Origin of the sequence: Schleiferilactobacillus harbinensis DSM 16991 (assembly GCF_000425885.1) — a bacterium.
GTDB classification, from domain to species: domain Bacteria; phylum Bacillota; class Bacilli; order Lactobacillales; family Lactobacillaceae; genus Schleiferilactobacillus; species Schleiferilactobacillus harbinensis.
The window spans coordinates 1-12,011 of record NZ_AUEH01000066.1; the positions used below are offsets into that span (position 1 = coordinate 1).

The following is a 12,011-nucleotide window of genomic DNA, read 5'->3' on the forward strand; positions in this document are numbered from 1 at the left end:
GCTTGGCAGCTGGGTTGAGGCTTTGTTCGTAGTATCGTTTGACCGTTCGTGGGTCGGTATCGAATCGCCGGGCAATCTCGGCAAAGTTAGGTTTAATTTTATTCATCAGGTGCTGGTGGACGCAGTGCTCAACATCTAAACGCATATGGGATTCCTCCAAATTCAGTATGCGTTTAAGTGTACTAAAAAATGCAGGAAATCCGACATTTCTTAATCGGCAATTTCCTACATTTTACCGCCGGCGTTAACATAGATATGCAAGTGTGGGGTTGGAATTCCGTAATGTGTCGTACCCACAACATCATAACGATACATTTCCCCGCTGGCACGTGATTCCATAATTAGCGTCAGTTTCCTTTTCTGCTTATGGCCGGTGCGATTCATAATCGTGTTGAATCGTTCTTGCGGCTGGAAAATACCAAAAATTAGGTAACGTTTCTGTTCGCCAAACTCAGCCAAAGTAATCTTGTTTGTCTCCAGCGTCTTGAGCATCTGCTGTAGTTGATAAAACTGCTGTTCATTAATATCGACTGTCATCCGTAATTTCGTCCTGTAGCGTTGTCCGCTTATGCTGCCGATCAACACTACATTACGCAAAATATCCAGACGAATTCGACACTGCGTGCTACCATTTTACCCCGCCCCCGGCCAAACGAAAAGCCGGACCCCCTCACCAGGAATCCGGCCAACAACACACGACTTAATCATTCGACTTCAACGCTTCCACCATGTCCACCCGCTTCAACCGCTGGTGGGTAATGAACATGACGATCCCAGTGAACCCAATCATCAACGCCGTGGCCACCACATACCCGAACAAACTGATATGCAACGGAAAAACGATCTGGGGCGTCTCGGCTTGGTGCAAAATGTACGCCGTGAGCAGGTTGCCGCCGGCGTAACCGAACAGAATCCCCGCGCCGGTGAGGATGATATTCTCCCGACTAATGTACATCGTCACCTCCTGGTCATAGAACCCCAGCACCTTGACCGTCGACAGCTCGCGGATCCGTTCGGCGACGTTGATGTTGGTCAGGTTGTACAGCACCACGAAGGACAGCACGCCGGAGAGCAGAATAAAGATCATCACCACGGGGTTCAGCATCTTGCCCATGCTGCTCACGGTCTTCTGCTGGTCCACGGTATAACTCGTCCCCAGGGCATCGCCGCTCTTCAGCAAGCGCCGGGCCAGCGTGTTGCGCTGACTGGCCGTCTGTGCTTTCAGCCGCACCAGCAGAGAATTCGCGGTCGGCTTAACGTTAAGCATTTTTTCATAAGCGCTGTTAGAAAGGTACAGTGTATTGCCCACATAATTCGTGGCGATCGCCGCCACCCGGGCCCGACCCGTGTGGCCGGCGGTGGTCTTCATCCGAATGCTGTCGCCCACCGCGACGCCTAATTGCTTAGCGGTTTTCTGCGTCAGCACCACCCCGCTGGCCGGCAGCGTAATCGCCTGCCCACCTTTTTGCGCATGCAGCCCAATATAGCGGCGCAAGGCTGCCGGCTGATCCGTGGCAAAGACCGTCACGTCGTCCTGGCGCTGGCCATGGGCGGTGAGATCGGCCACATCGGCAGTCACCGCCAGACTGCTGCGGTAATGGTCATCCGCCGCTAGCACCCGGCGGGCCGCGGTCGGCTGGGCGTCATCGGCCAGCCGGACCACCGCTTGATACTTGACGATTTCGCTGTACTGCCGGCCGCCGCTGGCCTCGATGGAATTTTTGATGCCAAATCCCGTCAAAATCAGCGCCGTGCCGCCGGCGATCCCGATGATCGTCATCCACATTCGGGACTTATAGCGGAACAAGTTGCGGTAGCTGACTTTCTGATTGAAATTGAACCGCCGCCACAACGGCGTGATCCGCTCCAGCAGGATCCGCTTCGCCGACTTCGGTGCCCGGGGCAGCATCAAGGCCGCCGGCTTCTCCGCCAGCTGTTCCCGCACCACGATGGCCGCCGCCCCGACTGTGGCCAATAGGGAGAAAATCCCCGCTAACGCCGCCGAGTCCCAGCCGATGGGCACCACCGGCTGGAGCGGCAAGTATTCATTCTTATATAAGGCGATAACGATCCGCGGAATTGACCAATTACCGATGACCGAACCTAGAATTGTCCCGACAACGCCGCCAATCAAGGCGTAGTTCAAGTAATTGACGGCGATCCGCCATTTGCCATAGCCCAGCGCTTTGAACGCGCCAATTTGGCCCCGGGCTTCTTCCACCATCCGCGTGACCGTGGTGAAGGTGATCAACGCCGCCACCAGAAAGAAGAACACCGGGAAGACATTGGCGATGGCCGCGATCCGGTCGGAACTGTCGCCGTAAGCCGAGAAGCCCGGCAGATCGTTGCGCACCTGCCAGGTGTAACTGGTCTTCACCGCCGCGACGGCTTTCTTCCGGCCAGCAGTCAGTGCCGCCTGTTGGGCAGCAATCTGGGGCGTATTGCCCGCTAGTCTTTTGGCCGCGTCCAATTGGGCCTGCTGGGCATCCAGTTTTTTCAGCGTCGGTGCCAGCAGCTCCTGGTTCCGGGCCGCTGCCCGGGGCTTGAAGACTGCCTTCAGCTTTTTCTCCTTCGCCCGCACCAAATCTGCATAATGATCCGTGACTGTATCGGCCGTTTGCAAACTCTTGAAGCGCACGTTCAGTAGGGAAGAAACGCTCATCTTCATTTGGCTGGCCGGGATATAAGCAAAATAACGCACGGCCCCGTCGCCGACGTTGGCCGACCCCCGCTGGGCGTTATCAATGTACAGCGGGGAATCCGCAAAGCCGACGATCTTGAATGTCCGCCGGGTCAGTTTGGCGTCTGCTGGAAACGTGTAGGTTTGGCCCAGCTTGTAGCCGAACGTCCGCTTGGCCCGCTGGTCCAGCACGATTTCGTTGGGTTTCACCGGCTTGCGGCCGCTCTGCAACGAAAATTGGTTCAACTGCTGGCCGGGTTGGTAGCCATACAAGGCCACAACTTGGCCTTTACTGCCGCTGACGTACTTGAACTTCACGGCTTCCGCTTGGGCGCCGGCGGCTTTCTCCGCCGTCGCAACGTCTTTGCTAGTGAAGCCCGTCGTCGACATCAGCTGCACATCGCTCAACCGGTCCTGCTTGACCGTGGCGTTCAGCGACGCATTCAAGGCCGGCCCGGTCGCTTTGACGCCGACAAAAATCAGCGCCCCCAGCAGGATGATCAAAATAATCGCAATAAACCGGCCCAAAGAATCCCGGATATTGCGCCACATATACTTCGCCATGGGTGTCATGCAATCACCACACGATCTCGCTGACCGGCGTCGGCTGATCGTTATCGACCACCGACCGCACCCGGGCATCATTGATCCGGATCACCCGGTCGGCCATCTTGGCAATCGCCGAATTATGGGTAATGATCATCACCGTCTTGCCGTCTTGGCGACTGGCGTCCTGCAATAACGATAAGACCTGTTTCCCAGTCTCATAATCCAGCGCCCCAGTGGGTTCGTCGCACAACAGCAGCTTCGGGTTCTTCGCCAATGCCCGGGCGATCGCCACCCGCTGCTGCTCGCCGCCGGATAGCTGGGAGGGAAAGTTATCCAGCCGGGCCGCCAGCCCGACTTCCCGCAACACCGCTGTCGGGTCCAGCGCATCCGGCACGATTGCCGTGGCCAGCTCGACATTTTCCACCGTCGTCAAGTTCGGGATCAGATTATAAAACTGAAAAACGAAGCCTACGTCGTTGCGCCGGTATGTCGTTAATTGCTTTTCATTAAATTTGGCAATATCCGTCCCGTCGACGATGATCTCACCGCCGCTGGGGGAATCCATCCCCCCAAGAATATTCAGCAGCGTCGATTTGCCAGCGCCGCTGGGTCCGAGGATCACCGTGAGTTTGCCCTGATCCACGGAGAAAGAAATGTCGTCGTTGGCCTTGATGACCGTTTCGCCCATTTGGTATCGTTTCGATTCATGTTTCACGTCAATATAGGCCATGCGTACCCCTCCATTAATTGAACACCTTGTCTATTCAATGACAGTATGCAATACTCAGACCCAAGAGACAAGCACAACTGAAAGCAATGTGTTATCAATTCAACACATCCGCCATTCTTGTTCAATTCATGGGGAGGAACTAGCATGCCAGGCATCAAAAATAACCGCCGGGCGCAATACACCCGACGGCAATTAAAAGACGCTTTGATTCGATTGTTGGAACATAACTCGTTGGCAGCGATCACCGTTACCGAATTGTGCCAAGAGGCTGACGTGAACCGGGGGACTTTCTACCTGCATTACGCCAGTCCAGCGGAATTATTCGCCGATATTGAACGGGACTTGGTCAAAGAAGTGCAGCCGTTGATCCACACGGGTACCGCCAATATTGACCAGTGGCTGCCGCCCATTCTGGAAGTGATCCAATCCCAGGAAACAGCGACGCTGATCATCATCCGCAATATTCATGACAGCCCCCTGCTGCAGGCGGTGCTGACCCCCGTCCGGGCCCAGACATTACAGCACTATCAGCAGGTTTTTCACGAAAGCGACCCAGCCCTGCTCGCCTACTACTACGAGTTCTTCTTCAGCGGCGCGGTCCGGGTGATCACCAAGTGGCTGGCCAGCGGCGCCAACGAGTCCCCCATGGCCATTGCCCAAGTGATTCAGAATGCGATCAGGCAAACGCCTGCTTGATTCGATCGTATTCAGCGGGCGTGATCTTCAAAATCGTCCCATGCTTGAAGCCATACGGGAACGAAAACTCAGCGGTCGCCATCTTGAATTCACCGGTGGCAATATCCCGGGCGACAAACGGCACATAGCCCTGGGCATGCTGCGGACCGTAATAATCTAAGAACAGACACCAGGTCCCGTCCGGCTGTTCAAAGGCCGTGGGTGCTTCATACTGGCCTTTTTCCAACGGACTCATGGCCTGGTCAAAGCCGGGCACCCGCGTCCAAGGCCCGGTCGCCGACCCCGACCACAGTTCAATGATCGTCGTCGGATTATTTGCACTCTTCACGAAGAGATAATACTTGCCGTCTTTTTCGTACATTGCAGAGTCAATAATGCTGGCATCGTCCTTAGCATAGAGAATCTCTGGTTGGGTGAAGTGGACAAAATCGGTGGTGCGGGCAAAATAAATCACCTGGTTGCCCCAGTCGTTATAATCCACCGAAGAAGACCAGTGCAGCACATAATCCTGATGTTCCGCATCCCAGATCACATCTGGCGCCCACAGGCAGCCGAAGTGTTCGTTGCCCAGTTCGATCATCCGGGAATCACTCCAGTGGACCAAATCGTCGGAATCCCAGACCACGAAGTACTTGCTGCCGTGGCGATTGATTTCTGCCCACGAATTATGGTATTTGGTCTTGAAATTATTTGCCAGGCTCAGATCCGTGGCGATGATGTGGAACTTATTGTCCTGAGTACGCACAATGATAAAGTCGCGCACGCCCTTTTCGCCCACCTGACTGGTCAAAATCGGCTGCCCGCCGTTGGTCTCTGCCCAGTGGTAGCCGTCCCGGCTCAAGCCGAAATAACACTGCTCACCGAGCGCATCCGGCAAGGTCTCACGGAAATGCACAAATAAGTAATTGGTAGCGGTCATCTAATTAGTTTCCTCCGTAAATACTTGATAACTGTAAGGAGCCAAGTGCCCAGAATCCTGATCCGAGAAATACGCCTGCCAGCCAACCGGAATCGTGATATTCTGCTGTTCCCCGGTATGATTCAGGACAAAATAGTACCGCTTCGCCGCCGCGTCCCGGTGGACGATTTCCACCTCCGCCGGCGTCGCGATGGTCTCGGCCGCAACAGTGGACAACCCCGCCACCAAGCGGTCCGCCAGGGCGTCGGTCAATTCGGTACCCACGTAGTAGGCCGTGCCTTGGCCGTATTGATTCTTGGTGATCGCCGGAGTGCCGGCATAAAATTCCGATCCATATATCGCCAACGGCTCCGCCGTAGTCGGTGCGATCAAATCCGCCCAGTGAGTGCCGGTGTATTGCTGCCCGGCCCAATCAATGACCACGGCCGCATCCCGCAGGCAGTCGTATTCCGGCACGGTCAGGCCCAACACCTGGCCGAGCGTCTCGCCCGGCAGCGCGGCATCGGTCATGCACAGGTTATTTGCTTCTTTGACCCCGGTACGCATCGTCAGCACCAGCTGCCCGCCGGCTTGGACGTACGCTGCATAGCGGTCGGCCAAGGTCGGCGTCATCAGGTACTGCAAGGGCGCAATGACCAGCTCGTATTGGCTGAAATCAGCGGTATCCTGGATGAAGTCCACGGCGACATTGCGCCGGTACAGCGCCTTGTAATACGTCATCAGCGTATCCACATAAGTCATGTCCGGATGCTGGGGCTGAATGTCAATGGCGTAGTCCTGGGGATAGGAGAACACGATCCCCACTTTGGCCCGGGGCACCGTCCCGTTGATTTCTTTCAGCAGCGGCTTGGTTTGGCGCATGAAATGGCGAATCTCCCGGTAAGCCCGCCCCGGAATACCGGAATGGGGCAAAATACCGTGCCAATATTGTTCCGTACCCAGCGCGGACGACCGCCAGCGGAAGTACACGATGGCGTCGGCGCCATGGGCCACCGACTGCATTGACCACAGCGGGATCTGACCGGGTTTGGGCAGGCGGCCCATGACTTCCCAACCGGTGATCGTCGTCTGCTGCTCCATGATCCAGAAACTCTGCTGCTTCACGCCGCGGATGAAATCCAATTCCGCCGCGCAGCGATCACCCCGGAAGCTGTTTTGATCCGCCAGAAAATGGCCGCTGGGATACTGGTCATGACTGGCGAAGTCCAACTGCCGACCGAGATTATAATAGGAAACAACGGGGGAAAAGCCCATCATATTGTGGGTGATGAAGCGGTCCGGCGAATACTGGCGAATGATTTTAGCCTGATAGGCATGGAATTCGTTGATCAGGCCTGAATGGCATTCTTTCCAGTCCAGCATTTCGCTGGGGTTCTCACCCGTCACGGTGATCTTGGGCGCCTGAATCTGACTGAAGTCTTGGTAGCCCTGACTCCAAAAAGCCGTGCCCCAATTGTCATTCAGATTCTCAATCGTCTGATACTTTTCCCGCAGCCATTTCTGGAAATGCCGCTGGCAATATTTGCAGTAGCACAGGCCTCCATGACTATTGCCCAGTTCATTGTCCACCTGCCAGCCAATCACTGTGGGATTTTTGCCAAAGTGCTGGGCATAAGTGCGGACAAAGCGGGCGATATAGTCCCGATAAATCGGATTGGACTGGCAATCATGATGCCGCCCGCCGAAATACCGGGTCCGGCCTTCCCGGTCCACCGGCTGAATGTCCGGATGCTGGGCGATCAGCCAGGCCGGCGGCGCGGCCGTGGGCGTACCGAGGACTGCGTGAATATCGTGTTTAGCCGCCAAGGCCAGCACGTCATCCAGCCAGCCAAAATCGAATTGACCATCCGCCGGTTCCAATTTGAACCATGAAAACTCGCCCAGCCGGACCACATCGATCCCCATGTCCTGCATCATGGCAAAGTCTGTTTCCCACCGGCTCTGGGGCCAGTGTTCAGGGTAGTAATCCACCCCGAACTGAATATTGGGTTGCATGATAAACTCCTTCTACTGCACTTTGATTTGGAACACATTCCAAGACGCCGGCGCCAGGGTCACGTGGACGCCATCATCCGCCAGGTAATAACTGGTGTTATCCGCCAAGCGCATATGGCCGTCTTCGTTGGTTTCCTTTAAGCCGTACCCCGCGAACTGACTGCTCAGCGTCACCTGGTCGAACTGGAAGTCGCCGGCGGCGATGGTGAATTCCTGGGGCGTATCCAACGACTTATTGACGGCAAATACCGTCGCCGTATCGCCGGCATCGTTCAAAACAGCGACGCCGTCCACATACGGTACCGCAGCAAACTCCTTCGTGCCGTAAGTCTCGCTCTTGACGATCGGCGTCAGCACCGTACCCTTGCCCAGAGTCGATACTTGCATGAAGGGATAGAAAATCGATTGGGCCCATGCCCCGCCGTTTTCATCCGTCATGATTGGGGCAATGACGTTCACCAATTGCGCCAAGCAGGCCATCTTCAACCGGTCCGCGTGGTGCAGCATCGTGATCAGCATGGACCCGACCAGCAGCGCGTCTTCGAAGTTGTAAATATCCTCCAACTTATGGGGGTGTTCCTGCCACTTGGCATCCTGGGCGTCATGGTCGTTGGAGTGGTACCACACGTTCCATTCGTCCAGCGACAGGTTGATTGTTTTCTTGCTGTGCTTGCGGGCCTTGATGGCATCACAGATGGCCACGACGCCGCTGATGAAGTCGTCCAAGTCCAGCGATTGGGCCAGGAAATTCGGCGTATCATTGTCTTGGTTGCCGTAGTACCGATGCAGCGACAGGTAATCTACCTGATCGTAGGCAATATCCAATACGGTGGATTCCCAGGACCCAAACGTCGGCATGGTCAGTGCCGAACTGCCGCAGGCCACGGTTTCAATCGTGTCGTCCACGATGCGCATCGCGTGGGCCGTTTCGTCGGCCAGCTTGCCGTAAGCCACGGCGTCCTTGTGGCCGATCTGCCACGGGCCGTCCATTTCGTTGCCCAGGCACCAGGTCTTAATGTTAAAGGGTGCTTCAGCGCCATTTTTACGGCGCATGTCACTATAATAGCTGCCCTTGGGGAAGTTCGTGTATTCAATCAAGTTGCGGGCCGCATCGATCCCCCGCGTCCCCAGGTTCACCGCCATCATCGGCGCGGCGTGAACTTTATCCAGCCACTGCATGAATTCATGCAGGCCGAACTGATTCGTTTCGCTCGTCTGCCAGGCCAGATCGAGCCGGCGGGGCCGCGCATCCTTTGGGCCAATACTGTCTTCCCAGTTAAACCCAGAGACAAAGTTCCCCCCGGGGTAGCGGATGATCGGCACATTCAGCTGGTTGATCAGATCGATAACGTCTTGGCGGAAGCCGTTTTCGTCGGCACTGGGATGGCCCGGCTGGTAAATGCCGGTATACACCGCCCGGCCCAGGTGCTCGATGAAGGAGCCGTAGATGCGTTCATCGATCTGGCCGACGGGCGCGTATTTATCTAAAGTGATGCTACTTTTCACGTGAAACACTCCTCAAAATATATTAGTTGAATCGCTTACAGAGCTATGGTATCGTAGCCAATAGGTTAAGTAAACAGGTAGGCGGATAATATTGCACATATTAATTATCCAATGTACTAATGACGATAATAAGGGAGTCAATCAATCATGAAAGTAGATGTCTCACAGGAAGCGGTGCCGCTGTTCGCCGCCCTTGGCAGCAAGACCCGGGTGGCGATCATTCAGCTGCTGGCCGAGAAGCCGGCCAACGTGAAAGAAATGGCCGCCACCTTGCATTTAAGCAACCCGGTGGTGGCGAAACATGTGGATGTGTTAGAAAATGCCGGCCTGATCAAGACCGAGCGGATCCCCGGCAAGGCCGGTTTGCAGAAACGCTGTACCTTGATCGTGGAATCCTTGGAGGTGGCCTTCCCGAAAAAAGCCATCGTCCCCTATGGCACGTATCATTCTTCGCTGCCCATCGGTCAATACACTAACTTCAAGGTCACTCCGCCCTGCGGCCTGGTCTCCACTACCCATATTATCGGCGAATTCGACGATCCAAAATTCTTCATGGACCCCGAGCGCTTCAGCGCCTCCCTGATCTGGTTCACCAGCGGGTACGTGGAATACACGATCATGAATCCGTTGAAGGACGGCCAGCACTTGAAGATCGTGGACATTTCCATGGAACTGGGATCCGAATTCCCCGGCGGCAACAACAACTGGCCGTCAGACCTGACCTTCTCCCTCAATGGCACATCCCTGGGGCAGTGGACCAGTCCCGGCGACTTCATTGATAAACGGGGCAAGTACAACCCCGACTGGTATTCCTCCGGCGTCAATCAGTACGGCACCCAGGTGAATCTGCGGATCACCGACATGGGCTGCTGGATCAACGGCCACGCCACCAGCTACAACACTTTCGCCAAGCTGCGGCTGCTCACCGCGCCGCTGTGGACCTTCCGGGTGGCGGCGCCCAAGGACGCCGACCACGCTGGGGGCTGTACCCTGTATGGCAAGGGGTTTGGCAACTACGATCAGAATATTGAATTTAATTTTTCCTACACACCGGCACCTTAAGTCTGACGCGCGAAGTCGTCTGTATCACCGTTTTCACGGTGGTTCAGGCGACTTTTTTCTGAGGACAAAGTCCTTACATATGCATCGGCATACATGCAAAATAAATTCCCAAGTAGTATATTAGGCTTGCCTAGTATGTTAATTAGGCTATATGAACTAGTTGTGGAGAGGAGTGATTTTATTTTTTCAGTTGCCCATGTCTCAGTTGCCTATCAGGCCGGTCAGCGCGTCCTTGATGATGCCACCTTTGCCTTTCCTGCCGGCAGTATTAATGGCCTCATCGGACCAAACGGGGCCGGCAAATCCACCTTGCTGCGGGCCGTTCTGAACATGATTCCCCATCAAGGGCAGGGATACTTGGATGATATCCCCCTCGCGGCAGTCGCCAAAGACATCGCGTATGTCGCCCAGACCAGCCGGATCGATCTGACTTTTCCCATCACCGTGCTGGGGTGTGTCTTATTAGGTACGTATCCCCGCCTCGCCCTGTTGCAGCGGCCAAGAGAAAGGGAACGCCGCGCCGCCCGCAGCGCCCTAGCCGAAGTGGACATGCTGGATTTCCAGCAGCGGCAAATCGGCCAATTATCCGGCGGTCAGCTGCAACGGGTCTTCCTGGCGCGCTGCCTGGTCCAGCACGCGCGACTGATCATCTTGGATGAACCCTTTGCCGGGATCGATGCGCACAGCGAACAGGTGATGATGGCCCTATTGCGTACTTTGGCGCACAACGGCGAAACGATCCTGATGGTGCACCATGATCTCAAGACCGTCCCGGCGTACTTTGACAATGTTGCATTAATCAACCGGCGGGTCATCGCGGCTGGCCCCACCGCCACCGCGTTCACCGATGACGCGCTGCGCCAAGCGTACGGCCTAGCGGATGTGGGAGGCGATAGGCAGTGATCAGCCATTTTTGGACCGATTTGCAGTCCTTTCATTTCTTGCAAAATGCCCTGTTTACCTCGGTAACCATCGGTATCGTCGCCGGCGTCCTGGGCAGTTTCATCATCCTGCGCGGCATGTCGCTGATGGGGGACGCCATCTCCCACTCTGTCCTGCCCGGCGTCGCCGTCTCCTTTCTTATTGGTATTCATCCGGTCTTAGGGGCCATTGCCTTTGGCATTTTTGCAGCCTTGTTAATTACGACGATCCAGCAGCACAGTGTTATCAAGAGCGACACCGCCATCGGCATCACTTTCAGCACCTTTCTGGCCTTGGGGGTCATCCTCATTGGCCTGGTGCACACGACCACCAATTTATTTCATATTCTCTTTGGCAATGTACTGGCCGTGCAGGACAGCGATATGGTGCTGACGATCATCATTTCGCTGATCGTGCTCGTGGTGATCCTGCTCTTTTATAAACAATTGCTGCTGACCTCATTTGATCCGGCGGCCGCTCAAGCCTGGGGAATGAACGTGGCCGTCTACCATTATCTCCTGATGATCATGCTCACCTTAGTGGCGGTCGTCTCGATGCAAAGCGTGGGCACGATCCTGATCGTCGCCCTGCTCATCACCCCGGCCGCCACGGCGTACATGTTCGTCAACCAGCTGCACACCATGATCTGGGCCGCCGCGGCCATTGGCGGGACTGTCTCGCTAGTGGGCCTGGTTCTTGGTTATTCCTTTAATATTGCCGGATTTAAAATTGAAGTGCAACACCGATTGAGTTAGACCAATCGACCGGGTTGATTTAACAAAATAGGCCATGAAGACCTATCCTTGAAGCGACTAAACTACCAAGAAAGGTGACCTTCATGACCCACAATCAGTCTAACAGTCTCGGCTCGTACACTCAACTCACAGAGGGCGAGCGCGGAATAATTGATGCGCTTTGGCACTCCCATGAATATTCCATTCGCGATATTGCAC

Annotated in this window: 10 protein-coding genes; 4 read left to right on the top strand and 6 right to left on the bottom strand. The window is 55.4% G+C overall.

What is annotated here, in order from left to right; all coding sequences use genetic code 11:
* Window positions 1-225: 225 nt before the first annotated feature.
* From H627_RS18595 to H627_RS0114415, 3 genes are all read right to left on the bottom strand, one after another.
* Window positions 226-537 carry a hypothetical protein gene (locus tag H627_RS18595; protein ID WP_051225465.1) on the bottom strand — a complete coding sequence of 104 codons (312 nt, stop codon included), beginning with the start codon at window positions 535-537 and terminating at the stop codon, window positions 226-228.
* Window positions 538-700: 163 nt separating this feature from the next.
* Window positions 701-3,253, bottom strand: coding sequence for an ABC transporter permease (locus tag H627_RS0114410; RefSeq protein ID WP_027829489.1), 2,553 nt, complete (start codon window positions 3,251-3,253; stop codon window positions 701-703).
* Between the two features lie 4 nt (window positions 3,254-3,257).
* Window positions 3,258-3,959 carry an ABC transporter ATP-binding protein gene (locus tag H627_RS0114415; protein WP_027829490.1) on the bottom strand — a complete coding sequence of 234 codons (702 nt, stop codon included), beginning with the start codon at window positions 3,957-3,959 and terminating at the stop codon, window positions 3,258-3,260.
* Window positions 3,960-4,103: 144 nt separating this feature from the next.
* Here H627_RS0114415 and H627_RS0114420 point away from each other — a divergent pair, with 144 nt between their 5' ends.
* Window positions 4,104-4,655 carry a TetR/AcrR family transcriptional regulator gene (locus H627_RS0114420; RefSeq protein ID WP_027829491.1) on the top strand — a complete coding sequence of 184 codons (552 nt, stop codon included), beginning with the start codon at window positions 4,104-4,106 and terminating at the stop codon, window positions 4,653-4,655.
* Here H627_RS0114420 and H627_RS0114425 read toward each other — a convergent pair.
* From H627_RS0114425 to arfA, 3 genes are read right to left on the bottom strand one after another with little or no spacing between them, the layout of a single operon-like run.
* Window positions 4,636-5,574: a glycoside hydrolase family 43 protein gene (locus H627_RS0114425; RefSeq protein WP_027829492.1), complete on the bottom strand. Its 939-nt coding sequence runs from the start codon at window positions 5,572-5,574 to the stop codon at window positions 4,636-4,638. The two genes, H627_RS0114420 and H627_RS0114425, sit on opposite strands and share 20 nt — an antisense overlap.
* Window positions 5,575-7,569 (bottom strand): beta-galactosidase, encoded by a 1,995-nt coding sequence (locus tag H627_RS0114430; RefSeq protein WP_035441242.1) that lies wholly within the window; start codon window positions 7,567-7,569, stop codon window positions 5,575-5,577.
* Window positions 7,570-7,581: 12 nt separating this feature from the next.
* Complete coding sequence (arfA, locus tag H627_RS0114435; RefSeq protein WP_027829494.1) at window positions 7,582-9,075, bottom strand: arabinosylfuranosidase ArfA; 1,494 nt, start codon at window positions 9,073-9,075, stop codon at window positions 7,582-7,584.
* A 147-nt stretch (window positions 9,076-9,222) separates the two neighbouring features.
* On the opposite strand from arfA, the gene H627_RS0114440 reads away from it, so the two are divergent.
* The 3 genes from H627_RS0114440 to H627_RS18600 all read left to right on the top strand — a co-directional run bounded on the left by H627_RS0114440 (window position 9,223) and on the right by H627_RS18600 (window position 11,813).
* Window positions 9,223-10,137, top strand: coding sequence for an ArsR/SmtB family transcription factor (locus H627_RS0114440; protein ID WP_027829495.1), 915 nt, complete (start codon window positions 9,223-9,225; stop codon window positions 10,135-10,137).
* Between the two features lie 135 nt (window positions 10,138-10,272).
* Entirely contained in the window at window positions 10,273-11,040 is a 768-nt protein-coding gene (locus tag H627_RS0114445; protein WP_081674949.1) for a metal ABC transporter ATP-binding protein, read from the top strand.
* Window positions 11,037-11,813: a metal ABC transporter permease gene (locus H627_RS18600; RefSeq protein ID WP_081674950.1), complete on the top strand. Its 777-nt coding sequence runs from the start codon at window positions 11,037-11,039 to the stop codon at window positions 11,811-11,813. The genes H627_RS0114445 and H627_RS18600 overlap by 4 nt, the downstream gene beginning before the upstream one ends.
* The last annotated feature ends 198 nt before the right edge of the window (window positions 11,814-12,011 follow it).

What these genes read in the sequence shown, in the direction of transcription:
- H627_RS0114445 (WP_081674949.1), top strand. Translation starts at nt 10,273, where the DNA reads ATGTTAATTAGGCTATATGAACTAGTTGTGGAGAGGAGTGATTTTATT.
- H627_RS0114430 (WP_035441242.1), bottom strand. Translation starts at nt 7,569, where the DNA reads ATGCAACCCAATATTCAGTTCGGGGTGGATTACTACCCTGAACACTGG.
- H627_RS0114425 (WP_027829492.1), bottom strand. Translation starts at nt 5,574, where the DNA reads ATGACCGCTACCAATTACTTATTTGTGCATTTCCGTGAGACCTTGCCG.
- H627_RS0114415 (WP_027829490.1), bottom strand. Translation starts at nt 3,959, where the DNA reads ATGGCCTATATTGACGTGAAACATGAATCGAAACGATACCAAATGGGC.
- H627_RS18595 (WP_051225465.1), bottom strand. Translation starts at nt 537, where the DNA reads ATGACAGTCGATATTAATGAACAGCAGTTTTATCAACTACAGCAGATG.
- H627_RS0114440 (WP_027829495.1), top strand. Translation starts at nt 9,223, where the DNA reads ATGAAAGTAGATGTCTCACAGGAAGCGGTGCCGCTGTTCGCCGCCCTT.
- H627_RS0114420 (WP_027829491.1), top strand. Translation starts at nt 4,104, where the DNA reads ATGCCAGGCATCAAAAATAACCGCCGGGCGCAATACACCCGACGGCAA.
- H627_RS0114410 (WP_027829489.1), bottom strand. Translation starts at nt 3,253, where the DNA reads ATGACACCCATGGCGAAGTATATGTGGCGCAATATCCGGGATTCTTTG.